This window comes from Micromonospora sp. WMMD1155, assembly GCF_029581275.1.
In the GTDB taxonomy this organism is placed as follows: Bacteria; Actinomycetota; Actinomycetes; order Mycobacteriales; family Micromonosporaceae; genus Micromonospora.
Window position 1 is genome coordinate 303,032 of the sequence record NZ_CP120742.1, and the last position, 25,841, is coordinate 328,872.

Here is a 25,841-nt window from a genome sequence, read left to right on the forward strand (position 1 = left end):
GTCGCCGGGGCGCGGGTGACCGACACGCTCAGGCCCGGCCGTTGCGGGTGAGCACGAAGCCCAGCGGGGTGACGCCCGCGGCCCGCAGCCGCTCCACCAGTCGACGCAGGTCGCTCTGCCGGGTGCGGTCCCGTTCCACCACCACCACCGCGCTGCCCTGCCGGGCGACCGCGACGCCGCGCTCGTCGGACTCCGCCGGTGGGGCGTTGAACAGCACCAGGCCGTGGTCCGCGCCCTGCCGCCAGGTGCCGAACCGGACGCTGCCCACGCCCACCGTCACCTCGTCCGGGTCGGCGACCCGACCGTTCTCCGGACGGGCCGACGCCACCCGCGGCAACGTCAGGGTGGCGTCCGGGTCGGTGGACGGGCGGGCGCCGGGCGGGTGCGGGGAGGGTCGGCGGGTGGCCGCGCCGTCCGCGCCCCCGGCGACTGTCGAGGTGCTGCCGGCCGGGCGGGGCTTGGGCACCAGCGGCCGGGACGGGTCGATCGGCAGCCGCCCCCGGTCGGCGAGCACGGCGGCGCGCAGCCGCTCGACGCGCCCGTTGTCGTCGGCGACGAAGACCTCACGACCGTCGGCGGCGAGCGCCACCGCGAGCCCGGCGGTGAGCGGGGTGGCGTCCTCCCGGGCGGTGACCAGTGCCACCCGGGCCGGTTGACGGACCCGCTCGGCGACCGCCATCGCCACGTACCGGATGTCGGCGTCGACCGCCCGTGGGCTGCCGCGCAGCGGCGGTCGACGCACAGTGCCGAGCAGCGGCAGGCCGGTGGCGTCCCGGCCGTCGACGACCGAGCGGACCCGGCGGTCGGTCGACTCCCAGGCGTACGCCAGCACGATGCCGATCAGCGCGCCGCCGAGCAGACCGGCGACCAGGTAGAGCGGTCGGTGCCCGGCGGAGGTGACCAGTGCCTTCTCGGCGGTCTGGGTGACCCAGCCGGGGTTGACGTCGACCGCGGCGATCTCGGTGCGGGCGGCGTTGAGCTGGGTGAGCTGGTTGTTGATCCCGGCCAGTTCGGCGACCACCGCGTCACCGGCGGCGGTGTCCTTGACGGTGCTCGCCCGCTTCTGGAGCGCGGCCTGCTGGGCGACGACCTTGGTGATGCTGGCGTCGTAGGACCGCAGCATCTCGGCGCGCTGCTGCTCGTACATGGTGCGTCGGACGTCCAGGTAGGCCTGAGCCGCCATGTTGGCGCTCTGCACCGCCCGCTGCGCGTCACCGGCCTGATAGGTGAAGCGCAGGATCTGCCCGCCGGTGGGCACCTCGACCTCCAGCGCGTTGCGGATGTCGCGCGGGTCACCGCCGGCGGAGTCGGCGAGCCGCTGCACCACCTCGGTGCCGGTGGCGATGCCGCTCTCCACGTTCATGTTGACCGCGCGGTCGGCGCCCGCGCCGCTGGGGGTGAACGCGTCGGTGACCACCGGCCGGACCGCCACCACGGCGCTCGCGCTCATCGCCGCCGGCACCAGCAGCACGTAGCCCAGCGCGGCGAGCAGACCGACCATCGCCACCGCCGCCACCAGCCGTAACCGGTGCAGCGGCACCCGCAGCAGGTCGGTCAGTGTCACGGTGCCGGGTGCCGTGGAGGACGAACCTTCCGGGGGCCAGGGGCCGGGCGTCGCATCAGTCATGGAACTTCTTCACCGTCTGTTGAGGATTGCCGACGACCACGACACCGGGGGGTACGTCGGTGCGGACGACAGTGGCCGCACCGACGACGCTGTCCCGGCCGACCCGCACGCCCTTCAGCACCAGCGCATGCGCGCCGACCCACACGTTGTCCTCCAGGACGATGGGCGCACGGGTGGCCGGGCCGGGCGGGTCGTGCCGCTGCGCGGGCGGCAGGTTGTGGAAGTCGTTGTCGAGCAGTTCGCAGTCTGACAACAGGCACCGGTCGCCGACGGTCACCGACGTCCAGGTGCCGATCCAGGTGGCGTTGAGCAGGCAGTCGGCCCCGACGCGTACCTCGCCGGGGCCCGCGAAGCGGACGAGCTTGTTCAACCGGGTGCGGTCGCCGATGGTCACCCGTACCCCGCGACGCAGCCGGATCCGACCACGGATCTCCACGTCCCGGCCGAGCGTCAACCGCCGATAGCGGAGCTGGTACCAGCCGCGCTTGACCGCGAAGACGAGACGCACCGCGCGTCTTTTACGGATGCCAGCGGCGCCGAGCAACGATCCTCCCCACATCGTGGGGCCGGCGGCGGGTACACCACCGCCACCGGCCCAACGTGAACAATCTACCGATGCTTCGTTACGAACGGTTGACCGTTACTGTACGGAGAAGAATGTCGATGGGGTAGACCAGGACAACTCGGGCGTCGCCGTGGTGATCACAGTCGCCCCGGCACCGTTGACCGCCGCGGTCGGCGCGGCGGTCGGGTCGAACGGCACACTCCGCAGAGAACCGTCAGTGGCACCGTAGACGATCCGGCCGCCCACCCACGCCATGCCACGCACCGTGGACCAGGTCACGCCCGTCGTCGGCAGGGTGAACTCGGTGGCGCCGAGGTAGTTGCCGTCGATCTCGAAGTAGCGGTAGTAGAGGTTGTTCGCCCCGCTACGGGTGTAGTAGAGCCGGCCGTCGAGGAAGAACGCCCCGGTCAGCAACGCCGGGTTGTACCAGTCGTTGTAGCCGGACGCCTCCCACGGAGAGCCGATCGCCCCGCCGTTGAACAGCGACACGTCGATCCGGCTGCCGGTGGGGGTGCCGGCCACCGTGTGCGACCAGTAGATCCGGTCGTCCACCCGCCAGGTCGCACCGGCCGACGTGTACGCGGGCTGGCTCACCGTGACCGGGGTGCCCAACGCGGCACCGTCGAACGGCACCTTCGCCAGGGTGCCCGGAGCGGTGTTGACGTAGAGGTTGCCGGTGGTGTCGGTGGGCGGGTTCTTCGGGGTGAAGGTCCGCCCGCCGGAGAGCGGGAACATGCCGAGCCGACCGTGGTACTCCTCGCCCATGCCGTCGGAGTTGTGCCCGAAGTAGAGGCCGTCCGACCCGCGCCAGAGCACCGGCACCGAGGAGCCCCAGTTGCTGGTGCCCGAGGGCATCGAGGCGCTGCCGCTGCGCCGCGGGTTCCAGTTCACCGGCATGCCGGTCGCGGGGGTCACGGCGGCGATGCCGAGCCGGTCGATCGCGCCGTTGCCCGCGTTGTCGCTGGCGTTCGGGTTGTTGAGCCAGCGGAAGTGCCCACCCAGGTAGATCACGTTGTCCGCGACCTCGACCGAGGTGATGGTGTCGTTGCCGGTGAAGTCGACCCAGGTGGCGATCTGGCCGCTGCCCCGGGCGGCGGTCTCGAAGCGGACCAGCGCGTCGCAGTACGCCGCCGGCCAGCCGCCGCCGCCGTTCGTGCCGACCACGAACCACGTGCCGTCGCCGCCGAACTTCACGTCCTGCACGTAGTGCACGAAGGTCGCCGGCGACGCGCACGGCGCGACGAACTTCTCACTGCTCCAGTCGATCAGCGTGGGCGTCGCGGAGACGTCCACCAGCGCGATCTGGTTGCGGGCCAGGCCGTTGACGAGGGTGAAGTTGCCGCCGACGACGAGCGTGTCGCCGTCCGGCGCGACGTCGATGGTCCAGACGTACGACGTGGTGCCGTGCCGCCCGACGGTCGCGTCGATGACGAAACTCGGGTCGATCGCGCCGGTGGTCGCGTTGAGCCGGCCGAGGCCGACGTGCGCGGTGCCGTTGAGCCAGTTGAACGCGCCGGCGACGTACAACCAGTTGCCGTGCAGCGCCAGGTCGCGGACCGTGCCACCGTCGGAGCGCCCGACCCAGCTGTCGATGATCGCGCCGGTCGACGGGTCGAGCGCGACCAGGTTCTTCCGCGAGACGCCGTTGACGTTCTTGAAGGCACCGCCCACGATCAGCGTGCCGCCGGGGCCGGCGATGAGCGTGTTGACCGCACCGTCGAGCACCGGCAGGAAGGTGGTGGACATGGTCCCGGTGGTCCGGTCGTACGCGAAGAGGTAGCGCTGCGTCACCCACGCGGAGGCAGCGGTCTGCCGGAGCTGGGTGAAGCTGCCGCCGACGAAGACCGTGTTACCCACCTGCGCGAACGCGCGGGTCTCACCGTCTCGGGCGTGCGGGGTCGTGTCGGCGGGGTTCGCCGACACCAGGGTCGCCGTCTCCGGGACCGGCACGATCGCGGCCGACGAGGTGGTGGGCACGCCGAGAACCGCGGCGACGATCGCCAACGCGACCACCCCCGCCCGAGCACGACGTCGTCCTGCGAAACGCCACAAGTGCGAGAGTTTGGGCACGCTGCGCCTCCAGATTGGATGAGAACCCGAGGTAGCGTGCCTCGTCCAGCCTGGTTAACAAAATCCGCCGATTGGGCGGTGCCTCAATCCGCTAGCCGACAGAACGCCGGGAGGTCGGACGGGACCGACCTCCGGCGAACGGCGTTCCGTCAGCGCGTCGTGGTGAGCGTCAGCGGCTCCCTCCGGTGGGCTGCCGCAGGTACGGGTCCTGCCCGGCCTTCGCGAAGCCGGCGACCGCCGCGGCGTCGTGGTTCATCGTCATGTCGCAGGTCGGCGTGCGGCTGGTCATGCCTGCGGAGTTGAAGTAGATGGCTGCCTTGATCTTCGGGTGCGCCTTCAGCGCCGCCGGGAACTCCTGGAACCAGCGTTGCTTGGCGCCCGGGTCGGCGGCGTCGAAGTTGGTGCCGAACTCGGCGAGCATCCGTGGCTTGCCGGCGCCGATGCCGTTGTCGTCCAGCCAGCGGTAGAAGCCGCCGACCGTCGTGCTCGGGCTCTTCCACACCGTGCTGCCGTTGCAGACGTGGAAGTTGTACGGGTCGTAGGCCACCCAGTCGACGTACTGGTCACCGGGGTACAGCCCGGCGTAGCGCGAGTAGTGCCCGGACCAGCCCATCATCGTCCAGACCCAGACCGCGTTGCTCGCACCGGCCCTGGCGAACCGTTCGTGGACGTAGCGCCAGGCCCGGACGAAGTCGGCGTCGCTGCCCTTGTTCGGCTCGTCCTCGGGCTCGTGGTCGAAGCCCATGAAGACGGGCACCCCGGCGGCGCGGATGCGGCCCGCGACCGCGTCGATCGTCTCGTCCTGCCGGCCGCTGTAGACGTCGGACCACTTCAGGGTGGTGCCGGTGGAGAAGTTCCGGGACTCCCAGGCGAAGAACATCAGCCGGCCCTCGCGCATCTGCTGCTGCTCGTACATGTCGGGGAAGGCGCCGTTGCTGCCGGTGTTGGAGAAGTCGTGGTAGCGGTGCACGATGTCGAACTTGCGGCCGACCTGCGCCTCGACGTCGGATACGGCCTTGCCGTGGTCCCAGCCGCCGGCCGCACCGGCGGGCGAGTACATGCCCCACCAGGCCCCGCAGGAGGGGACGAGCTTGTCCGACACGGACCCGCACTTCCCGGTCGGCAGTGTGCCGCTCGCGCTCGGGGTGGCCGTCCGGGTCGGTGTCACGGTCGGCGAGGGCTTCGGCGCGGCGGTGGTCGGCGAGGCGCTCGGCGTCGGCGCGGGCCGGGTGGTCGGCGGCGCTGACGGCCGGGACCCGAGGTCGTAGCTGATCGTCAGGCTCGGGCGGAGATCCGGGCTGCGGTTCTCGACCGACGCCCAGTAGATCCGGCTCTCCAGGCCGGACTGGACCAGCGAGACCGTCCAGACCCCGTTGCCGGTGACCAGCTTGGAGACGTCCCACTCGTTGAAGCCCTTGGACACACCGTTCACGCTGTCCAGCAGGTCGCCCGCCGGGCCCAGGGCCGGCCGCGCCTCGCGGGCGCTCAGCGGTGACGCGTGGGCCGTCACGGTCGCGGCGAACTGCTGCCAGGCGTGCATCCGCAGCGTCGCCCGGACGTTCACCGCGGCGGCCGGGATCGTGGTCACCGCGAACTCGACGACCGCCTGGCGACCGCCACGCGGGTTGCCGTCGCAGCGCGTCGCACAGGTGGCCACCGTCGTCTTGACGGAGTTGTCGCCGTCCTGCGACACCATGGTCGCGGTGGTGTCCGCCGCCGCCCGGATCGACAAGTCGTCGCTGGCCAGCAGCGGCATCATGGTGGCCACGATGCCGGCCACCACCGATCCGCCGATGACGCCGATGGCGATCGCCTTGCGCCGGGGCCCGGAGCGGAACCGGGTGATGCGGTGCAGTCCGTGCCTGGTCAAGGAAACTCCCTGTGTCTGCGTCCGTAACGGTGAGCAGCGTATCGATGACCAGGGCAGGTCGCCGGAAGGACAGTTTTCCGTAAGCGCGTCTTAACCGTCAGCTAAGGAAATCGACCGACGTCGCCTCTCCCAGCGCTCGCCGCATCGCCTCGACCGGGGCGGTCACCCCGGTGAACTGCTCGAACTGACCGACCGCCTGCGCCAGCAGAAGGTCCAAACCGGACACCAGCCGCAGGCCGGCCGCAGCGGCGGAGGCGGCCAACGGCGTCGGCCACGGGTCGTAGATCGCGTCGAAGAGCACCGTCCCCGCACACCACGACGCCGCCGGAGCCAGCGGGTCGGCGACCCCCTTCGGCACGGTCGAGACCGCCAGGTCGGCGGTGGACAGGTGGTGGTGCGCGTCGGCCCAGCCGGCCGGGGTCAGTACGACACCCAGGGCGTCGGCCACCGGCCGCAGCTCGTCGACCGCCTCCGGTCGGCGGGCCACCACCGTCACCGCGGGGCAGGCCAGCTGTGCCGCGGCGGCCAACGCGGCGCGCGCCGTCCCACCCGCGCCGAGCACCGTCACGGCGGCACCCGCGCCCACCCCGGCGTCGGTGAGCACCCGCACCATCCCGGCGACGTCGGTGTTGTCGGCATACCAGGAGCCGTCCGGACGGCGTACCAACGTGTTGGCCGCGCCGACGGCGGCGGCGACCGGCGACGCGGCGTCGGCCACGGCGAGCGCCGCCTCCTTGCCCGGCATGGTCACCGACAACCCGGCCCACTCCGGCCCCAGGCGGGCGACCAGATCCGGCAGCTCCGCCGCCGCGCACTCGACCCGGGTGTACGACCACCCGGTCAGCCCGGCGGCGGCGTAACCGGCGGTGTGGATCACTGGGGAGAGGGAGTGCGCGATCGGCTTTCCCACCACCGCGGCCCTGCGGGTCACCTCGATCACCCCGCACCACCCAGGGCTCCTGCCGTGTTCCGCATCACTCTCCGCCCTTCCCGGGGAACTCGGATCGACAGTACCCAGCAGGCGGGCCGGGCCACCAGAGAACCGCAGCCTTCCACGACGTTCGGAGGCCGGACCATCGCTTGACGGCCATCGATGGGAGTGAAAGCATTCCGGCGACGGCACGACCGATCTGGAAAATGGGGGGAACCTTTGAACAAACGCATTCTGCGTGCCCTTATCGCAATCGCCGCGGTCTTCAGCCTTTCGCTGATGATCGGCGCGCCCGCCAAGGCCGACCCGGCAGCGGGCAGCTGGTCCGACAACCACCAGTTGTGCAATTCCAGCTCCTGCGTGCGGGCCGGCAACATCGTTCGGCTCTGGCAGGCCATCATCTGGGCCGACGACCTCAGCGGCAGCGTCGGCACCAGCTTCATCGACGGCGAGTTCGGCTCCAACACCGCCGCCAAGACCCGGACCTGGCAGGACGTGATGAACATCGGCGTCGACGGTTCGGTCGGCCCGCAGACCTGGGGCGAGGCGTACGGAGCGGTCAACCGGAACACCGGTTACGACACCAGCACCCAGACCGGCTACTTCTATTACGGCTACAACCGCACTTTCGCCCTGCGCAAGCAGAACAGCAACGGCGTGTGGACGTTCCTGAACCCGCGCACCGGTTCCTGGACGGGCACGAGTCACTGACAATGGTGCCCTGACCGCGTCACGGTAAAGGCTCCCTTCCCCGACCCGAGCACATTTCTGGTCGGCGGGAAGGGAGCCTTGTGACGCTCCATCGGGACCGGTCAGATGATGCCGGCCTCCCTGGCCTTGGCCTTGTTGCGCTCGTGCTGCTCGGGCGTCTCGGCGAACTCCGAGTGACCCTCTTTGTCGACCGCCACGAAGAAGACCCACTTACCGGTCGGCGGGTCCATCGCCCCTTCGAGTGCGTCCTTGCCCGGATTGTTGATCGGAGTCGGGATCATTCCCGGCAACTTGCGGTTGTACGGGTTCTTCGGGTCGTTGAGCTCCGACTCGGTCATCTGCTTGGACGACTTGGTCGGCTTCCCGATCGATTCCAGGTAGTAGTTGACGGTGACGTCCATCTCCAGGCAGTTGCACGGGAAATCCCCGTACGCCCGGTTGTAGGCGACCCGGGCGACCTTGCCGAGGTCGTCCTTGTTGCCCGCCTCGGCCTGCGCCAACGACGCCACGATCAGCGCCTCGTACGGGCTGATGCCGCCCCGTTCCTTCTGCACCCGGTCGGCGAACTTCATCTCACCGGTCACCGAGAGGAAGTTGTCCACCATCAGCTTGAGGATGCTCTCCGCGGTGGCCTTCGGCGGGATCTCGTACGTGTCCGGGAAGAGGAAGCCCTCGACGGACTTGACGATCTTCTTGCCGTCATCACGCTTGAACCACCAGTCCGGGACGCCGAGCGCCTCCGGGTCCTTCGCGGCGGCCTCGAACTCCTTGACCGGGATCTTGGTCTTGTCGGAGAGCAGCTTGTAGATGTTCTTCGCGGTACGGCCCTCGGGGATGGTGAGGCCGTTGACGATCTTGTTCTTCAGGTCGAGCATCGCGGTGACGGCGCTCTCGCCGCTCATCTGCTTGCGCAGCTTGTACGTGCCCGGCTGGATGTTCTTGCTGCGCGAGTTGGCCTCGGCCGCCTCGATGAACGCCTTCTGGCTCTTCACCACGTCGGCCGCGACGAGGGCGTCGGCCATGTCCGCCAGCAGCGCACCGTTCTTGATCTCGACGGTGATCTCACCCGACCCGGCACCGTCGTAGTCGGGGGTGACGAAGTAGTTCTGGATCCGGTCGAAACCGTAGAACGCCGCGCCGCCGATGCTGCCCAACAGGACCAGCGCCATCAACAACGCCAGGAATGTCTTGCCCCGGCCACCACCGGACTTGCCGTTGCGCTTACGAAAGCCGCGCCGGTGCCGACCCTTCTCCCCCCGCTCCGGCTCGTCGAACCCAAGGTCCAGATCGTCGATCATTACGTCCGCCTCCGCTGCGCGTCCAGCCAGCTCTGCAGAATCTCCACCGCGGCCGCCTGGTCGACAACCGCACGTTGACGCTTACCTCGGACGCCACGCTCGGCAAGCCTACGAGAAGCCACCACTGTCGACATCCTCTCGTCAGTGAGCGTTACCGGGACGGGCGCTATCACATCGACCAGTCGGTCAGCGTACGCCTTCACGTGGACCGCCGCCGGGCCGTGTTTACCCGCGAGATTGACCGGAAGGCCGACGACAACCGCGACGGCCTCATGTTCGGCCACCAACGCGGCCAACTCGGCGACATCACTCGGCACCGTGTCCGGCGCCGCGGTGAGGTCACGAGCGAGCGTGACCAGCGGAGTTGCCAGGATCCCGTCCGGATCCGAGCGGGACACCCCCACCCGCACCTGACCGACGTCGACCCCCAGTCGTACACCACGCGTCAGCTCAGCCACCGACGGTCACCACCGGGCGGGTACGAACCAGGGCGGGCCGAATGGCCCGCCCTGACCGACAGTGATCGTTCATCACGCCTCGGTGATCGCCTTCTCGACGGTGAGCAGCAGGTTCGGCGCCTCGGCCGCCGGCAGACCACCGCCCTGGGCGAGGTCGGGGCTACCTCCGCCGCGCCCGGAGAACGCCGCCTTCACCAGATCCGAGGCCGCCAGGCCCCGACCGCGCGCGGCCGCGTTGACCGCGACGACCAGAGACGCCTTGCCGTTCGACCGGGCGGCCACCGCGACCACCGCCGGCCGCGCCGGGTCGATCTTGCCGCGGATCTCCTGGGCCAGGGTCCGCACGTCGTTGCCGGCCGCACCCTCCGGCGCCTCGGTGCCCACGTACGCGACCCCGCGCACGTCCTTGGCCTGCGCCGCGAGCGCCGCCGCCCCGCCCAGCACCAACTGGGCGCGGAGCTTCTCCAGCTCCTTCTCCGCGTCTCGAAGCTGGGTGACGGTCTGCTCCACCCGGTCGGCGACCTGGTCGTTGGGCACCCGGTACAGCTCGGCCAACCGGGACACCAGCAGGTGCTCGCGGGCCAGGAAGCCGAACGCGTCCATGCCGACCAGCGCCTCGACCCGGCGGACACCGGAACCGATCGACGACTCGGAGAGGATCTTCACGAGGCCGAGCTGGGCCGAACGGGCCACATGCGTGCCGCCGCACAGCTCCCGGGCGTAGTCGCCCACCTCGACGACCCGCACCTCCTCGCCGTACTTCTCGCCGAACAGCGCCATCGCGCCGATCCGCCGCGCCTCGTCCAACGAGGTGATGAAGGCGTGCACCTCCAGGTCGGCCAGCAGCACCTCGTTGACCTGCTGCTCCACGTCACGCAGAACGCTCGGGGACACCCCCGTCGGGGTGTTGAAGTCGAACCGGAGCCGGCCGGGCGCGTTCAGCGACCCCGCCTGGGTGGCCGATTCGCCGAGGAAGTTCCGCATGGTCTGGTGCACCAGGTGGGTGGCGGTGTGCGACCGGGAGATCGCCCGACGCCGGGTCGTGTCGATCTCGGCGAAACCCGCCTCACCGGCACGCACCTCACCCCGGATCACCCGGGCGCGGTGCACGATCAGGCCGGGCACCGGCTGCTGGACGTCGAGCACCTCGACCTGCCCGCCGCCGACGGTGATCATGCCCTGGTCGGGCTGCTGACCACCGCCCTCGGCGTAGAACGGGGTCGTGTCGAGGACCAGCTCGATGGTGTCACCCTCGGTGGCCGCCTGGCGCGGGCCGTCCGCGCCGAGCAGCGCCCGCACCGTCGACTCGCGGGACACCTCACTGTAGCCGGTGAACGTCACCGGGCCGCCCGCGTCGAGCACCGACCGGTACGCCGACAGGTCGACGTGGCCGGTCTTGCGGGCCTGCGCGTCGGCCTTCGCCCGGGTGCGCTGGTCGGCCATCAACCGGCGGAAGCCCTCGTCGTCGACGGTCAGGCCCTGCTCCGCGGCGATCTCCAGGGTCAGGTCGATCGGAAAGCCGTACGTGTCGTGCAACTGGAACGCCTTCGCCCCGGACAGGGAGCTGCCACCCGCCGTGCGGGTCTCCGCGATCGCGGTGTCCAGGATCGTCGTGCCCGCCCGCAGGGTGGACAGGAACGCCTCCTCCTCCGCGTACGCGTAGTCCGCGATCCGGTCGAAGTCGGTCGCCAACTCCGGGTACGACGGGGCCATGCAGTCCCGCGCCACCGGCAGCAACTCCGGCAACGCCCGGTCCTGCCAGCCCAGCAGCCGGATCGACCGGATCGCCCGGCGCATGATCCGGCGCAGCACGTACCCGCGACCCTCGTTGCTCGGGGTCACCCCGTCGCCGATCAGCATCAACGCCGTCCGCACGTGGTCCGCGATCACCCGCAGCCGCACGTCGTCCGGGTGCGACTCGCTCGCCACGTGCCCCGAGTGCGCGCCGTACCGCTTACCGGTCAGCTCCGCCGCCCGCGCCAGGATCGGCCGGACCTCGTCGATCTCGTACAGGTTGTCGACGCCCTGCAGGATCGACGCCATCCGCTCCAGACCCATGCCGGTGTCGATGTTCTTCGCCGGCAGGTCACCCAGGATCGGGTAGTCGTCCTTGGTCGTGCCCGGACCCCGCTCGAACTGCATGAAGACCAGGTTCCAGAACTCCATGTAGCGGTCCTCGTCGACGGCCGGGCCGCCCTCGCGGCCGTACTCCGGACCCCGGTCGTAGAACAGCTCGGAGCACGGACCGCACGGGCCGGGAATGCCCATCGACCAGAAGTTGTCCGCCTTGCCCCGACGCACGATCCGCTCCGCCGGCACCCCGACGGACCGCCAGATCTCGAACGCCTCGTCGTCGTCGAGGTACACCGTCGGCCAGACCCGCTCCGGATCCAACCCGAAACCGCCATCGGCCTGCGACTTCGTCACCAGATCCCAGGCCAGGGGGATCGCGCCGGCCTTGAAGTAGTCACCGAAGGAGAAGTTGCCGTTCATCTGGAAGAACGTGCCGTGCCGGCTGGTCTTGCCGACCTCGTCGATGTCCGGGGTGCGGATGCACTTCTGCACGCTGACCGCCCGCTGATAGGCGGGCGTCTGCTGACCCAGGAAATACGGCACGAACTGCACCATGCCGGCGTTGACGAACAGCAGGTTCGGGTCGCTGATGGCGGGCAGCGGAGCGGACGGCACCACAGTGTGACCATTCGCCTCGAAATGGGCGAGGTACCGCCGCTTGATCTCCGCCGTCTTCATCGCTGATGTTCCTCCGGAAAGATGTCTCGATCGCCGATCCGCGGGTCTTCCCGCAGCTCGGCGAACTGATCGTCGAACGTCTCGCCCTGGGCGAACGCCTGGTGGATCTCCTGCTCGCGTTCGGCCATCCCGATCCGGACGTCCTCCACGAAGTTACGCAGCGACTCGACCAGGCCGCCAGCGGATTCCGTCACCGAGCCGGCGATGCCCGCCGGTGTGTACGCCTGGGCGGTCCGGGTCGCCTTGCGGACCACGATCACACCGACGGCCACTCCGATACCGAGCCAGAACAGACGCCTCATGTCTCGCTACCCTCCTGGTGCCTCGGCCGGTCAGTGACTGCCGCGCCGCGCGGCCCGTCGCTGCTGCTTGATGGTGTCGCGGACCTCACGCTCGGTCTCGGCGTGCCGGCGGCTCGCGGCGGCCTTACGCATGCCGTAGCCGAACGCGGCCACCTTGACCAGCGGGTTGGCGGCCGCGGCGGAGACGACGGTGGCCAGGTTGGCGACGTTGGCGGTGACGTTCTGCGCGTGGCTGGTCATCGTGTCGACCTTCGCCAGCTGGAGGTTCACGCCGTCGAGGGAGGTCTGCACCTGCTCCAGCGCCGTGTTGACGTTCTTCACCGTCGTGTTCACGTCGCCGAGCAGCGGCGCGGTCCGATCGTTGAGATCGTTGATCATCCGGGTGGTGGCGTCAACCGTGTGCCGCAGCCGCAGGATGGGCAGCGTCAGGATGAGCACCAGCACCGCGAACGCGGATGCCGCGATCAGCGCCGCGATCGCTCCAATGTCGCCCACGCCTGTCCTCCTCAAGCAGAATTCCGCAGGACCCGACGTCCCCGGAACGCACAACCGTGGTCCCCGTACCGGCCGCCACGCCGTCGGCGGTCACCGGCGGCGGGCGTGCCCGCCAGCCCCAGACCCTACCGTCCGTGATGGATCCCGGCTCACGACGGTGAGGGTGTCAGCTCACCCAGCGGATCGCCGCTGACCGTCGGGTACGGATCCTCTCCGGTCAGTGACGGGTCGGTGGACGGCTGCGGCCTGGTCCGCTCGTCGTCGATCGCGTTACGCACCTTCACCGACACCAACGAGCCGGTGCACTCCGTCGCAGCGGTCGACGGGTCGGCGGACGGCACGGCCGGCTCGCCGTCGACCGGCGGCGGCACGCAGGTCGGCTCGCGTACCCACAGGTCGAGCGTCAACTCGTCACGCCGCCAACAGGTGTAGCTGCCCTTCGTCTCCTGCTCCGGGCAACGGCTCACCTTCCACGGCTGCCAACCGTCCTGCCGCAACGCCTGCTCGTACGCCTGCGCCGTCTCGGCCGGGGCCTTCTCCGAGGTGACGGTGCGCTCGCGCAGCCGGCAGTCGAGCAGGCACCATCGGCTGCCGCTGACGTCGTCGACGGTCTTCGCGGCCGCCCAACCCGGCACGTCGAGCTGGTCCAGGTTGTCGAAGACCGGATCCCGGCTCAGCGTCCGGAGGCCGAAGAAGAGCGGCACCGCGCCGAGCAGCACGACGCTGACCAGCACCAGCACCGCCGCACGCAGGCGTCGCCGTTCACGCGACTCCCGGTGCGCCTCGGACCGGGCGCCCGCCGCGTCGGCGTCGCCGGGCGTGCCCTGGTCGGCCGCACGCAGCGCGGGGCCGCCGGGCGGCTCCGGCGCCGGCCGGTCCGCCGGCCCGGACGGGGAGGGCACCACGGCGGCGGCCCGAGCCACTCCGACGGGGTCACCGGGACGGCCGGGCGGCGGCACCGGGGCGACGCCACTCGGCTCGGCGCGGCCGGGCTCCCGATGAGGTGGCAGGGCACGGCCGGCGGCACGGTCGGGGGGCGCGGGCCGACCGACCGGCGGACCACCCGCCCGGTCCTCGGCGAGGGGCGGCTGTGCTGCGCCCGGTGGGCGGACGGCAGCCCGAGCAGGACCATCCGGACGCGCACGCGGCGGGCCGTCCACACCCGGCGGCACCGCGGCCCGAGCCGGACCATCCGGACGGGCGGTGCCGCGGGGTTCCGCACCGGGTCGTGGTGGGCCGTCGGCGCCGCCACGCCCGGCGACCGGCGCCTCCCCCGGGCCGGGCCGGACCCGCCCGGGTGGGGTGGAGCGGGCAGCGCCCCGAGGCGGTGCGGCGGGGCCGCCGGACGCGGGACGTCCAGCGGCGTACGGTTCGTCGCCACGGGCTCCGGGTCGACCCGGAGCAGCCGAGCCGTCGGGACCCGACTCGGCCGACGGACGACGTCGCCGACCGGTCGGATCCGGCGCGAGCGCCCCGTCCGGACCGGGCACAGCCGCCGCACGACCCCGCCGACCGGTCGGATCCGGCGCGGGCGCCGCGGCACCCCGACCCCGACCGGGTCGGTCGCCGGGCGACGGCGGATAGGGCAGGGCCTGTTCACCGGTGGAACCGGAGGCGTCCGGCCGGACGGCACGACGACCGGTCGGCGCGTCCGCCCCCGGGTCGGTCGGCGGACCGGCCGGTCGACGGGCGGCAGGGCTCTCGGCGGCCGGGTCCGGTACGCCGAGTCGACCGGACGAGTGGTCGACGATCTCCCCCGTGCCGGTAGGCGAAGCGGATCGTCTACCCGACGGCGGCGGGGTGGCCCCTCGACGGTTGACGACCTGCAGACCCGGGTCGGTGTGCGGCAGGCGACCGGCCTGGCGCAGCCAGTCGGCGGGCCGCTCCGGTCGCTCCGCCCGAGGTTCGCCGCCGGTCGGCGTACGCCGCTCCGGCTCGTCGGGGGCGGCCCGGCGGCGACCGGCGCCGTCGGCCGGGGCGACGGTGGGCGTCGCGCCGCTGTGGCCGCCCGAGGCCGCGGGCACCGGCGGCGCGTTGCCCGAGCGGGGCACCACCGGCTCGTCGGGCTCGGCGGCACGGCGACGGCCGCCGCCGACCGGGCGGGCGGGCTCGGCGGCACGGCGGCCGGCAGGCTCCGGCGCACCGGGGTCGACCGGGCCGGGCCGACGCCGAGCGGTACGCGGGTCGTGGTCGACGGCGGGGTCGGGCCGCAGGCCGTCCCCGACCTGTGGAATCCCGCCGGACGGCGTGCCGTCGACGCGGGCCACGCCGGGAGCGGACGGTCCGGCGGCCCGCGCCGGACCGGCGGACCGGCGACCGGCGGGCGTGCCGTCGCCCGGCGGGCGTGCACGCCCCGGCTCGACGGACTCCGGGCCCGGCCGACGGGCCGCCGGGCCGGCGTCCGGACGCCGCAACGGGGGTACGGCCCCCGGGTGGCCGCCCGCGGCGGCGGGATCCGGACGACGACCGCTCGGCACGGTGGCGTCGGGACGGCGAGCGGTCGGGACGCCGGACGGCGCCGGGCCCCCGGGTGGGCCGGGCGGAACCGCTGCGGGGCGCGAACGGACCGGACCGCCGGGTGCGTCCGGAGTCGAGGGCTGAGCCGGTGGGCCGGCCGGATCACCGCCGACCGGACGGGCGGCGGGTGGCGACTGGGGAACGGCGGCGCGGGCACCGGGGGCCGGCTGCACCCCGCGACGTACGGGCTGAGCCGGGGCGGGAGCGCCGGGGTTCGCCACGGGAGGACGGCTGTCCGGCCGGCGGCCCGCCGGTGGCGCCTCCCCCGGCCAGGGGCCGTCGACGGGTCGACGCGGGCCGGCACCGCCCGGGTCGCCCGGCCGCGCGGCGGGCGGTGTCGGGGCGTCCGGCGGCACCGGCGCACCAGCGCGCGCACCAGCCGGCCGCGGTCCGGTCGGCGCACCCCCGGCGGGGCGGTGCGGCTCTGCCGGGGCGCCGTCCGGGCCGAGCTCGGTGCGCTGCTGCTTGGCCGAGCGGAGGTCGTCGATCCAGCCGAACTCCTCGCCGGCGACCGGCTCCTCCGGCTCGGTCTCCGCCGCCCGACCCCGACCCCAGCGACGCGCCTTGGCGCGGGGATCGCGCCGCTCGTCCGGGCCCTCGTCCGGGCGGTCCCCACCACGCGATTTCACTGTTGACCCTCTCCTGCGGCGTCGGTGCCGCTGTCCTGCATCGTGCCGGGGGTGCCCGTGCCCGTGCCCGTCGCCGGGCGACCGGTCTCGCTGGGAAGCGCCGACGCGGTCAGCGTCGTTACAGGTGGCTCGGCTGTCGGACCGTCCGGCCGGGTGGCCGGGGCCGGCAGACCACGCACGATCCGGCGCAGCAGCGGGAGCCGACCGGCCACCGCCCGTTCCGCGCCGTGCGAGCTGGGCTGGTAGTAGTCGGCGCCCACCAGGTCGTCCGGGACGTACTGCTGGGTGACCACGCCACGGTGGTCGTCGTGCGGGTAGCGGTAGCCGGTCCCGTGACCCAACCCCCGGGCGCCGGCATAGTGCGCGTCGCGCAGCCCACGCGGCACGGGCCCACCACGCCCGGCGCGGACGTCGGCGATCGCCGCCCCGATGGCGGTGGTGGCCGAGTTCGACTTCGGGGCGGTGGCCAGGTGGATCACCGCCTGGGCCAGGTTGAGCTGCGCCTCGGGCAGCCCGACGTACTCGACCGCGTGCGCGGCGGCGGTGGCGACGCTCAGGGCCCCGGGGTCGGCCATGCCCACGTCCTCACTGGCGAAGATGACCAGGCGGCGGGCGATGAACCTGGCGTCCTCGCCGGCGACCAGCATGCGCGCCAGCCAGTGCACGGCGGCGTCCACGTCCGAGCCGCGCATGCTCTTGATGAAGGCACTGACGACGTCGTAGTGGGCGTCGCCGTCGCGGTCGTAGCGCACCGCCGCCACGTCGACCGCCTGCTCGGCGGTGGCCAGGTCGATCCGTCCGGTGCCGAGCGCCGTGGCGGAGGCCGCCGCCGCCTCCAACGCGGTGAGTGCCTTACGGACGTCACCGGAGGCGAGCCGGACCAGGTGGTCCTCGGCCTCGGTGGTCAGGGTGAGCGTGGCGTCCAGGCCGCGCTTGTCGGCGACCGCGCGTCGCAGCAGCCCCCGCACCGCCTCGTCGTCCAACGGTTGCAGGGTGAGCAGCACACACCGCGACAGCAGCGGGGAGATGACCGAGAAGTACGGGTTCTCGGTGGTCGCCGCCAGCAAGGTGACGGTACGGTCCTCGACCGCGGCGAGCAGCGAATCCTGTTGGGTCTTGCTGAACCGGTGCACCTCGTCGATGAAGAGCACGGTCTGCGGGCCGCCCGAGCGGCGCTGGCGGCGGGCCGTCTCGATCACCGCCCGCACGTCCTTGACGCCGGCGGAGAGCGCCGACATGGCGACGAAACGACGGTCGGTCGCACCGGCCACCAGGTGCGCGATGGTGGTCTTGCCACTGCCCGGCGGCCCCCAGAGGATCACTGACATCGGAGCGCCACCGGAGACCAACTGCCGCAGCGGGGCGCCCGGTGCGAGCAGGTGATCCTGCCCGACCAGCTCATCGAGGCTCGCCGGGCGCATCCGGACGGGCAGGGGCGAGTCGTCGGCCACCGCGGTGAAGCCGTCGACACCGGCGGGACCGTCGGGCGCGCTGCGCGACCCGGCGGGTTCACCGAGGGAGAAGAGGGCGTCGGACTCCATCACGAAGACAGTACCGGGCCGGGCCCACGACGCCGGAATCGCGCCGGGGGCCCGCCACCGGTGATCGGTTCCGGTCAGCCACGACCGGGGCGCCGGCCCCGGTACCAGCGACCGCCGCCACCGCCGCGCGGGCCGCTGCCCACGCCACCCAGGTAGAGCGAGAGCAGAAGGAGCCCGATGAGCACGAGAGTGTTCCAGTTGAACAGGTCCGGTGCTCCGAAGTCTGTGTCGAGCAGGTCCAGCAGCAGGGCGAAGCCAAAGACGATGGCCGCGAGAATGGCGAGCATGTCGGTCCTCCGGTGGGGGTTCCCAGTAGGTCGGCGCGTGATGTACCCAATCGGTCGGCTCGCCAATCTCCACGGTGGATCGGGGCCACCCGGCGCGGGCGTTCCGCCGACGGCTCCTAGGCTGAGTCCATGATCATCGAAGACCAGGAGCTTGCGGACCGGGACGCGATCCTGGGCGCTGTCGGCCACCACCCGTTCGCCCGGCACGCGCTCGGACGCGCCACGCCGACGGCCGCGTACCACCGCGACGGCGCCGTGCTGTGGTTGACGTCGGCCGAGCCCGGACCGGCCGGCTGCGCGATCGGTCCGGCCGGCCCGGCGCTCGACATCTGTGTCAGGCTCGCCGACAGCGCGACGGTGCGTCCAGGGCAGCGGCTGCACCTCCCCCGGCACGATCGCGGTCTGCTGACCGGCCGGCTCGCGGTGGAGGAGCACAGCGACTGGGACTTCCACTGGACCGACACGCCACCGCCGCTCCAACCGAACGAGCAGCCGGTGGTACGCCTCACCGACGCCGACCTCCCCGCACTCGCGGCACTGGTCGACGAGGCGTTCCCCAGCAGCACCTCCCGCCCCGGCGACCCCCGGGTCGTCGACTGGTACGGCATCCGGGTCGGCGACCGGCTGGTCGCGTGCGGCGCGGACCGCAGCCAGGGCGACATCGGCTTCGTCGCCGGCCTCACCGTCGCCCCGGACCAGCGAGGGCGCGGCCTGGGCGCGTCCCTGACCGCCGGGATGACCCGGGCGCTGCTGGCACGGCACGACACCGTGGGGCTCGGCGTCTACACGCACAACGTCGGCGCGGCCCGCCTCTACCGTCGGCTCGGCTTCACCGACACCCTCGCCCTCAGCTCGATCCGCCTCGCCTGACCCGCCGGACGGTGTGACTCATCCCCGGATGGCTTTCCCTCATCTCTCGGCGGCGGGCACGGGAGCCGTGGTCGGCTCGACGGCCGGGGCCACGCCCGGTTCACCGGGTACAGGGGCAGCGAGCGGCTCGACGGCCGGGGCCACGCCCGGTTCGCCGGGCACGGGGGCGGCGAGCGGCTCGGCGGTCGGAGTGGCCCGACGGCCGGCCAGCCAGGCGGGCAGGTAGAGCGGGGCGGCCACGGCCAACACCACCGCGCCGACCAGCATCGCGGTCCCCACGCTGGTGGCCGCCGCCAACGCGGTCAGCACCACCCCACCGAGCGCACCGGCCGGCTGCGCCATCATCGAGTTCAGCGAGAGCACACTGGTCCGGTACGGACCGTCGACCTGCCGGTGCAGCAACCCACTGTGCAGCGGGTTGGACGCGCCGTGCACCGCGTAGCAGGCCAGGTACGCCACGAGCACCCCGACCGGCCCGGCGAACAGGCCCATCCCGACCACCGTCACCCCCTGCAGGATGCGCAGCACAGCGGCCCCCGGAGCGGCGCCCAACCAGCGCAACAGCAGCGGAGTCATCGCCGCGCCCGCAGCCGAGGCGAGCCAGGCCGCCGAGTTGGCCGGTCCGAGCAGCGCGGCGGCGCGTTCCGGATCGCCGATCACCTCGGCGAGCCGGACCGGCAGCAGCGACTCGAAGGTGACCATGCCGAAACCCCAGAACAGCTCCACCGCCACCAGGGCCAGCAGCACCCGGGAGCGACGAAGCAAACCGACCGCCTCGCCGATCATCCGGGGTGCCTGCACCACCGAGGACCGCAGCGCCGCGACCCCGGTGGCCGGCCGCTCCTCGACCAGCAACACGACCAACGCGACCAGGGCGACCACCTGCGCCAGGATGGCGGCGAGCACGGGCACCGTCAGCGCGGTGACCGGCCCGATCGGACCGAGCGCGATCAGACCACCGCTGACCAGCGCACCCCCGGCGATCGCGCCGCCGGTGACGGCGCCCGCGTAGCCGAGGCCGCGCTCGTACTCCGCGTCCGGGTCGGCGGCCAGCGTGGCATCGACGTACCAGGACTCCAGCGGGCCACTGTCCAACGCCCGGTAGACCCCCTGCAACGCCCAGACCACGAAGAACAGCACGAACGAGTCGGCCACCGCGAACAACGCCAACGACGCCAGGTTGAGTGCCCCGGCGGCGATCAGCACCGGCCGGCGACCGAGCGCGTCGGCGAGCCCACCCGTGGGCAACTCCAACGCCAGCACCAACAACCCCTGCGCGGTGCTGACCAGGCCGATCTGCGGCAACGACAAACCGCGCTCCTGCATCAGCAGGATCATCACCGGGATCATCAGGCCCGTCGGCAGCCACCGCAGGCCGTAGAGCGTGAGATAACGACCCCGAACCTGACGTACGGTCAACGCGCTCACGACACTCACCAGCGATCGTCCAGACGCGGGAAGCCGGCCAGGAACACGTGCACCGGCTTGACGTCCGGGGCCTCGGCGTCGTCGCGGTGACGCATCTCGGCCGCCGCTTCGTCGCGGTAGCGCATCAACACCGCCCACAGGTCGTCGTTGAGAGCACGTAGCCGGTCCGGGGCGAGCGGCAGCACCAGGTCACTCATCCCCGCGGCGTCGCGCCACGCCCGCGACTGGTGGTGCTCGACGGCCATCCAACGCTCAGCCAACTCGCCCATCAGCCGCACCTGATCCGCCTGGATCCACTGGACCGCGGCGCGGGCATCCGGGTCCTCGTCGAAGTCGGTGGGCTCGAAGTGACTCATGTCGTGCGCCGACTGCCACCAGCGCTGCCGCCCGCTGCCCCGGTCGGGATCCTCGGCCACGAGCCCCACCTCGGCGAGTTGCCGCAGGTGGTAGCTGGTCGCTCCGGTGTTGGTGCCCAACCTCTCGGCGAGGGCAGTCGCAGTCGCCGGGCCGTCGACGCGCAGCGAGCCGAGCAGTCGCATCCGCAGCGGGTGGGCCAGCACGCGAACCTGCCGGGCATCGAGATCAACGCGGCGTTGCTCAGTGCGGCCGTCGGGTGGCTGATTCTCCATGAGTGCACACTATCTCTGCACACTTCCTATGCACAACTCCTATGCAAAGGAAGTGTGTAACAGCGTCACGGTGTCAGGAGTTCGCGCACCCCTCGTAGACGCGTTCGCAGCAAGCCCCTGGCCCGGGTGGAGTCGAGGCGTACGGCGAGGGGGCGGGACAGCCCGGTGGAGGCAGCGGTGGTGGTCTTCAGCGCGGTCGCGTCCACGCCGTCCCGCTCGGCGACCAGCAGACCCAGCTCGGCCCGGCTCACCGCGTCGGGGCCGGCCACGTTGAGCAGACCGGCGTAGGACGAGGCGACCAACTCCAGTACGGCGTCGGCCAGGTCGGTGACGTCGACCGGGCACCGCAGCTCGTCGGCGAAGAGGACCGCCCGGCCGGCGAGCGCGTCCCGGCAGAGCTGGATCTGTTTGCTGCCCTCCCCCAGGATCAGCGAGGTACGCACCACTGCGGCGCCGGGGTCGATCGCCCGCACGGCGGTCTCGGCGGCGGCCTTCGCGGCACCGTACGCGTGCACCGGTGTGGGCGGGTCGTCGTCGGCGTACGGGGTGGGTCGGCCGGCGTGCAGCGCGTCGCTGGACACGTGCACCAGGCGGGCGCCCGTCTCGGCGGCGGCTACCGCCACGTTCGCGGCCCCGTCGGCGGTGACCGCCCAGTCGTCGTACCGATAGGGGGTCGCGACCACGGCGTCCGGCCGCACCTCGGCGACCAGCGCGCGTACCGCGGCGCGATCGGTCACGTCCACCCGCCGTGCGTCCACCCCCGGCACGCCTATCCGACCGGAGTAGAACGTCCCGACCACCGACCACCCGGCGCTGACGCCCCGGGAGCACACCGCACGCCCCAGAAACCCGCTACCCCCGACGACAAGCACCCGCATCTGAGCCCACTCCCCTGCCACCGTCGCCGCCGATCATGAGGTTAACGAGCGACGCGCCGGGGCGCGGGCCCGTCAACGTCATGATCGACGGCGCGAAGGGGGTGCGGTCAGACCGGGTCGGCTACCGGGGCGGCCGGGCCCGCGGTGCCGGTGTGGGCGGTGGCGGGCGGCTTGGGCTTGGCGTCGATGCCCGCCTCGGTGCGCTGCTGGGCGGTGATCGGGGTGGGGGCGCTGGTCAGCGGGTCGAAACCACCACGGGTCTTCGGGAACGCGATGACCTCGCGGATGGAGTCGGCCCCGGCGAGCAGCATGCACACCCGGTCCCAGCCGAAGGCGATGCCGCCGTGCGGCGGGGCGCCGTACTTGAACGCCTCCAACAGGAAGCCGAACTTGTCCTGCGCCTCCTCGGGCGTGATGCCGAGCAGGTCGAAGACCCGCTTCTGCACGTCCCCCCGGTGGATACGGATCGACCCGCCGCCGATCTCGTTGCCGTTGCAGACGATGTCGTACGCGTACGCCAGCGCCCGGTCCGGAGCCTCCTCGAACCGGTCGACCCACTCGGCGTTCGGCGAGGTGAACGGGTGGTGCACCGCCGTCCAGCCGCCCTCGTCCGTGCGCTCGAACATCGGCGCGTCGACCACCCAGCAGAACGCCCAGGCGCTCTCGTCGATCAGCCCGGCCCGCTTCGCGATCTCGACCCGGGCCGCGCCCAGCAGCTCCTGCGCCTCCCGGGTGGTGGCACTCGCGGCGAAGAAGACCGCGTCGCCCGGCTTGGCGCCGACCGCGTCGGCGAGCCCGCCCAGGTGCTCGGCGGAGAGGTTCTTCGCCACCGGGCCGCGCGCCTCGCCGGTCTCGGCGTCCAGCACCACGTACGCCAGGCCCCGGGCACCGCGCGCCTTGGCCCAGTCCTGCCAGCCGTCCAGCTCCTTGCGGCTCTGCGCCGCGCCGCCCGGCATGACGACCGCGCCGACGTAGCCGCCCGCGTCGATCGCGCCGGCGAAGACCCGGAACTCGGTGCCGCGCAGGTAGTCGGTCAGCTCGGTCAGCTCGACGCCGTAGCGCAGGTCCGGCTTGTCGGAGCCGTACCGGGCCATCGCGTCGTGCCAGGTGATCCGCGGGATCGGGCGGCTGATCTCGTGCCCGGCCAGGTCCTTCCAGAGCGCCGACACGATCGCCTCGCCGAGGTCGATCACGTCGTCCTCGGTGACGAACGACATCTCGATGTCGAGCTGGGTGAACTCGGGCTGCCGGTCGGCCCGGAAGTCCTCGTCGCGGTAGCAACGGGCGATCTGGTAATACCGCTCCATGCCGCCGACCATCAACAGCTGCTTGAACAGCTGCGGTGACTGCGGCAGCGCGTACCAGCTGCCCGGCTGCAGGCGCACCGGGACCAGGAAGTCGCGGGCGCCCTCGGGCGTCGAGCGGGTCAGCGTCGGCGTCTCGATCTCCAGGAAGTCCCGCTCATGCAGCACCGTCCGGGCCAGGTGGCTGGCGCGCGAGCGCAGCCGCAGCGCGTTCGCCGGGCCGCTGCGGCGCAGGTCCAGGTAGCGGTACCGGAGCCGGATGTCGTCGCCGGCCTCGATCTGGTCGTCCACCGGCAGCGGCAGCGGGGCCGCCTCGGAGAGCACCTCCAGCTCGGCGGCGGTCACCTCGACCTCACCGGTGGGCAGCTCCGGGTTCTCGTTGCCGTCCGGCCGGCGGGTCACCTCGCCGACGACCTTCACGCAGAACTCGTTGCGCAGCGCGTGCGCATCCTCCTCGCGGAACACCACCTGGACAACACCGGAACCGTCGCGCAGGTCGACGAAGATGACCCCGCCGTGGTCGCGCCGGCGGGCCACCCACCCGGCGAGCGTCACCGTCGAGCCGGCGTCCGCGGCGCGCAGGCTTCCGGCATTGTGGGTACGGATCACGGCTGGCAACTCCTCATCGTGGAACAGTCCTCACCGGCATTCTGTCAGGGGTGGCCGCCCCACCTCCGGGGCACCCGGCAGGCCGGCGCGATTCGCAGGTGGGCGGACCGGCGAACCCGGCCCAGCCGACAGCCCCGCCGGTTAACGTGGCGAAATGCGCGCCGTACCGAACTGGGCCGTCGCCACGGCGGCCGCCGCACCCCTGTTGCTGGTGTCCGGATGGACGATCGCCCAGGCGCGGCAACCCGCCGGTTACGACCCGGTGCGGGACACCATCAGCGAGTTGGCCGGGCACGACGCCGCCGACGCCTGGATCATGATCACCTGCCTGGTGCTGCTCGGCTGCTGTTATCTGGCCGTCGCCGCCGTGCTGCACGCGGCCGGGTTACCCAGTCGTTTCCTGCTCGCCGTCGGTGGGGTGGCGACCATCGCGCTCGTCGCGTTCCCCCGGCCCACGGTGGGCGGTTCGCTGAGCCACGGCATCGTCGCGACGGTGGCGGTCCTGGCGCTGGCGCTCTGGCCGGCCGGGTCGGCACTGTGGCTGCCGCGCGGGCACGACACCGCGCACCCGAGCCGACCCGAACCGCCGTGGGCGTTTCGCCGGGCCGTCGGGCTGAGCGCGACGGTGGTGCTGCTCGCGCTCTTCGGTTGGTTCGCGTTCGAGGTGACCAGTGGATCCCGTACCGGACTGGCGGAACGGGTGACGGCGGTGGCGGTCTCCCTGTGGCCGCTCTTGGCGGTCCTCTCCGCCCGGCGGGCGCACCTCGCCTGGGCCGCCGGTGGCGCGACACCTGTCGGCACGGTTCCACCGGTCGCCGGAGTCGTACCCCCGGATCCCCTGCGACCGGCGGACGGTCCGGACCGGCTCGCCTGAGCCGGGCCACCCACGTGGCGCGTCCGCCGTCCCCGAACGGCTCGCCCCAGTCGGGCCGCACGGACGGCGCGGCCGCCGTGCCCGACCCGGCCCCACACGCGGCGCGGGCCGCCGGAATCCTCCGGCGGCCCGCGGTCGGTGAATCGATCAGAAGACGCTGACGCCGTAGCGGCTGAGCGCCTCGGTGACCGGCTGGAAGAAGGTCGTGCCACCGGTGCGGCAGTTGCCACTACCACCGGAGGTCAGGCCCAGAGCGGTGCTGCCGCTGAACAGCGAGCCGCCACTGTCGCCCGGCTCGGCGCAGACGTTGGTGCGGATCAGGCCGGAGACCGAGCCCTCGGCGTAGTTCACCGTGGCGTTGGTCGCGGTGACCGAGCCGCTGCGCAGGCCGGTGGTGCTGCCGGAGCGCTGCACCGACAGACCGACGGACGCGTTGCCGGCGCCGGTGATGTCCCGGTAGCTGCCGTTGTAGAGGTAGACGTTGCCGGCGGCGTTGGCCGAGTTGTTGTGCCGCACGATGCCGTAGTCGTTGCCCGGGAAGCTGGTGCCGGCGCGGGAGCCGAGCAGCGCGGTCTGGGCGGAGTTCGAGTACCAGCTGGCCGAGATGTTGGTGCAGTGCCCGGCGGTGAGGAAGTAGTAGGTGCTGCCGCTGCGCACGTTGAAGCCGAGCGAGCAGCGCCCGCCGCCACCGGCGTAGATGGCCTGGCCACCGGAGATCCGGGTGCTCAGCACACCGGCCTCGGCCTCGATCCGGACCGCGCCGTTGGCCCGCGCCGCGGCGGCCTTGACCCGCTCCAGCTTCGCCCCGGTGACGGTGCTGTCCACCGAGACGACGACCTGGTTGGTGACCGGGTCGCTCCACCAGGCGGTGCCCGGGATCTTGGCCGAGCGCTCCAGCTCGGCGGTGGCCCGGTTGAGCTCGGCGGCGCCGCGGGTGACGTAGCGGACGACGGCGCCGGCCTTGCTCGCCTTGCTGGCGGCGGCGGCGTCGGTCACCGTGACGACGGACTTGCCGCTGGCGTCGATGTACGAGCCGGCCGAGCGGTCGCCGAGTTCCGCGGAGAGCGCGGCGGCGGCATCCGGCGAGGCTGCCGGGGCGGCCTGGGCGGGCGCGCCGATGAGCGCGCCGACGACCAGGGATCCGGACACGGCGACTGTGGCCGCGACGCGGAACGAGGACCTCGTGGGTCGCATGTA

At 72.3% G+C, this 25,841-nt stretch carries 21 protein-coding genes; 3 read left to right on the plus strand and 18 right to left on the minus strand.

The window, feature by feature from the left end; translation table 11 throughout:
- Positions 1-28: 28 nt before the first annotated feature.
- The 5 genes from O7617_RS01095 to O7617_RS01115 all read right to left on the minus strand — a co-directional run bounded on the left by O7617_RS01095 (position 29) and on the right by O7617_RS01115 (position 7,069).
- Entirely contained in the window at positions 29-1,627 is a 1,599-nt protein-coding gene (locus O7617_RS01095; RefSeq protein ID WP_282260879.1) for a lipopolysaccharide biosynthesis protein, read from the minus strand.
- The gene (locus O7617_RS01100) at positions 1,620-2,186 is read right to left on the minus strand and encodes a DapH/DapD/GlmU-related protein (RefSeq protein ID WP_282260881.1); all 567 of its coding nucleotides are present in this window, start codon (positions 2,184-2,186) and stop codon (positions 1,620-1,622) included. Before O7617_RS01100 ends, O7617_RS01095 begins: the two co-directional genes overlap by 8 nt.
- Positions 2,187-2,267: 81 nt before the next feature.
- On the minus strand, positions 2,268-4,205 hold the full coding sequence (locus O7617_RS01105; RefSeq protein WP_282264599.1) for a hypothetical protein: 1,938 nt from the start codon (positions 4,203-4,205) through the stop codon (positions 2,268-2,270).
- 226 nt (positions 4,206-4,431) lie between these two features.
- Positions 4,432-6,132 carry a glycoside hydrolase gene (locus tag O7617_RS01110; RefSeq protein ID WP_282260883.1) on the minus strand — a complete coding sequence of 567 codons (1,701 nt, stop codon included), beginning with the start codon at positions 6,130-6,132 and terminating at the stop codon, positions 4,432-4,434.
- Positions 6,133-6,229: 97 nt separating this feature from the next.
- Positions 6,230-7,069 (minus strand): shikimate dehydrogenase, encoded by an 840-nt coding sequence (locus tag O7617_RS01115; protein WP_282264600.1) that lies wholly within the window; start codon positions 7,067-7,069, stop codon positions 6,230-6,232.
- 273 nt (positions 7,070-7,342) lie between these two features.
- Here O7617_RS01115 and O7617_RS01120 point away from each other — a divergent pair, with 273 nt between their 5' ends.
- Positions 7,343-7,774, plus strand: coding sequence for a peptidoglycan-binding domain-containing protein (locus O7617_RS01120; RefSeq protein WP_088990334.1), 432 nt, complete (start codon positions 7,343-7,345; stop codon positions 7,772-7,774).
- Positions 7,775-7,875: 101 nt separating this feature from the next.
- Here O7617_RS01120 and mltG read toward each other — a convergent pair whose 3' ends face one another.
- The 8 genes from mltG to O7617_RS01160 all read right to left on the minus strand — a co-directional run bounded on the left by mltG (position 7,876) and on the right by O7617_RS01160 (position 18,052).
- The gene (gene mltG, locus O7617_RS01125) at positions 7,876-9,072 is read right to left on the minus strand and encodes an endolytic transglycosylase MltG (protein WP_282260886.1); all 1,197 of its coding nucleotides are present in this window, start codon (positions 9,070-9,072) and stop codon (positions 7,876-7,878) included.
- The gene (gene ruvX, locus O7617_RS01130) at positions 9,072-9,530 is read right to left on the minus strand and encodes a Holliday junction resolvase RuvX (RefSeq protein WP_282260887.1); all 459 of its coding nucleotides are present in this window, start codon (positions 9,528-9,530) and stop codon (positions 9,072-9,074) included. The genes mltG and ruvX overlap by 1 nt, the downstream gene beginning before the upstream one ends.
- 72 nt (positions 9,531-9,602) lie before the next feature.
- Positions 9,603-12,281, minus strand: coding sequence for an alanine--tRNA ligase (gene alaS / locus O7617_RS01135; RefSeq protein ID WP_282260888.1), 2,679 nt, complete (start codon positions 12,279-12,281; stop codon positions 9,603-9,605).
- Positions 12,278-12,583: a hypothetical protein gene (locus tag O7617_RS01140; protein WP_282260890.1), complete on the minus strand. Its 306-nt coding sequence runs from the start codon at positions 12,581-12,583 to the stop codon at positions 12,278-12,280. The genes alaS and O7617_RS01140 overlap by 4 nt, the downstream gene beginning before the upstream one ends.
- 30 nt (positions 12,584-12,613) lie before the next feature.
- On the minus strand, positions 12,614-13,078 hold the full coding sequence (locus O7617_RS01145) for a DUF948 domain-containing protein (RefSeq protein WP_282260892.1): 465 nt from the start codon (positions 13,076-13,078) through the stop codon (positions 12,614-12,616).
- Positions 13,079-13,227: 149 nt separating this feature from the next.
- Positions 13,228-13,920, minus strand: coding sequence for a hypothetical protein (locus O7617_RS01150; protein WP_282264601.1), 693 nt, complete (start codon positions 13,918-13,920; stop codon positions 13,228-13,230).
- A gap of 2,300 nt (positions 13,921-16,220) precedes the next feature.
- The gene (locus O7617_RS01155) at positions 16,221-17,765 is read right to left on the minus strand and encodes a replication-associated recombination protein A (protein WP_348774164.1); all 1,545 of its coding nucleotides are present in this window, start codon (positions 17,763-17,765) and stop codon (positions 16,221-16,223) included.
- A 74-nt stretch (positions 17,766-17,839) separates the two neighbouring features.
- Positions 17,840-18,052: a hypothetical protein gene (locus tag O7617_RS01160; RefSeq protein WP_282260894.1), complete on the minus strand. Its 213-nt coding sequence runs from the start codon at positions 18,050-18,052 to the stop codon at positions 17,840-17,842.
- 129 nt (positions 18,053-18,181) lie between these two features.
- Here O7617_RS01160 and O7617_RS01165 point away from each other — a divergent pair, with 129 nt between their 5' ends.
- Positions 18,182-18,922, plus strand: a complete 741-nt coding sequence (locus O7617_RS01165; protein WP_282260896.1) for a GNAT family N-acetyltransferase — start codon at positions 18,182-18,184, stop codon at positions 18,920-18,922.
- 39 nt (positions 18,923-18,961) lie between these two features.
- On the opposite strand, the gene O7617_RS01170 is transcribed toward O7617_RS01165, so the two are convergent.
- The 4 genes from O7617_RS01170 to aspS all read right to left on the minus strand — a co-directional run bounded on the left by O7617_RS01170 (position 18,962) and on the right by aspS (position 23,770).
- A complete protein-coding gene (locus O7617_RS01170; protein WP_282264602.1) occupies positions 18,962-20,350 on the minus strand; it encodes an MFS transporter in 1,389 nt (462 codons plus the stop codon).
- 5 nt (positions 20,351-20,355) lie between these two features.
- On the minus strand, positions 20,356-20,979 hold the full coding sequence (locus tag O7617_RS01175) for a helix-turn-helix domain-containing protein (protein ID WP_282260897.1): 624 nt from the start codon (positions 20,977-20,979) through the stop codon (positions 20,356-20,358).
- Between the two features lie 65 nt (positions 20,980-21,044).
- Complete coding sequence (locus O7617_RS01180; RefSeq protein ID WP_282260898.1) at positions 21,045-21,857, minus strand: sugar nucleotide-binding protein; 813 nt, start codon at positions 21,855-21,857, stop codon at positions 21,045-21,047.
- A 107-nt stretch (positions 21,858-21,964) separates the two neighbouring features.
- A complete protein-coding gene (aspS, locus tag O7617_RS01185) occupies positions 21,965-23,770 on the minus strand; it encodes an aspartate--tRNA ligase (protein ID WP_282260900.1) in 1,806 nt (601 codons plus the stop codon).
- Positions 23,771-23,924: 154 nt separating this feature from the next.
- Between aspS and O7617_RS01190 the strand changes: the two genes are divergently transcribed.
- Positions 23,925-24,644 (plus strand): DUF998 domain-containing protein, encoded by a 720-nt coding sequence (locus O7617_RS01190; protein ID WP_282260901.1) that lies wholly within the window; start codon positions 23,925-23,927, stop codon positions 24,642-24,644.
- A gap of 147 nt (positions 24,645-24,791) precedes the next feature.
- Here O7617_RS01190 and O7617_RS01195 read toward each other — a convergent pair whose 3' ends face one another.
- Entirely contained in the window at positions 24,792-25,838 is a 1,047-nt protein-coding gene (locus O7617_RS01195; RefSeq protein WP_282260902.1) for a S1 family peptidase, read from the minus strand.
- Positions 25,839-25,841 lie beyond the last annotated feature (3 nt).